A 550-nucleotide genomic window follows, 5' to 3' on the forward strand; every position below is an offset into this window, starting at 1 on the left:
CTATTCGGTGATCGGTCCCAACGGTGCCGGAAAAACCACCCTGTTTAATATGCTCTGTGGCTACTATGTTCCCAACGGCGGCAGCATTACCTTTAGCGGCAAAAACGGCCAACCGAAAAACCTGGTGGGGCTGGAAACCCACCAGATTGCCGCTCAGGGTATCTCCCGCACCTTTCAGAACCTGCAGGTGTTCTACAACATGACGGTGCTGGAAAACGTCATGGTGGGCTGTCACCTGCGGACCCGGACCGGGCTGATCAAAGCCGCGTTGCGTTTACCCTCGGTGGTGCGTGAAGAGCGTCAGGTGCGGGAGTGGTCCCGGGAAGCCCTGGCCCTGTGTGGACTGGAACACCTGGCCGAGCGTGAAGCCGGCTCATTACCCTACGGGGAGCTCAAGCGACTGGAGATCGCCCGGGCACTGGCCTCCAACCCGGAATTTCTGGCGATGGATGAACCGGCGGCGGGACTGAACGATACCGAGACGGTGGAAATGCGTGAGCTGATCCTGCGCCTGAAAGCACAGGGCATTACCATCCTGCTGGTGGAACAT

The 550-nt window shown here is 59.3% G+C and carries 1 protein-coding gene; it reads left to right on the forward strand.

The features are described from left to right. A partial coding sequence (locus tag BGP75_RS22915; protein ID WP_143821162.1) for an ABC transporter ATP-binding protein occupies positions 1 to 550 on the forward strand: 550 nt, incomplete at both ends.

It is taken from the genome of Motiliproteus sp. MSK22-1 (assembly GCF_001968815.1).
Taxonomy (GTDB): Bacteria; Pseudomonadota; Gammaproteobacteria; order Pseudomonadales; family Balneatricaceae; genus Motiliproteus.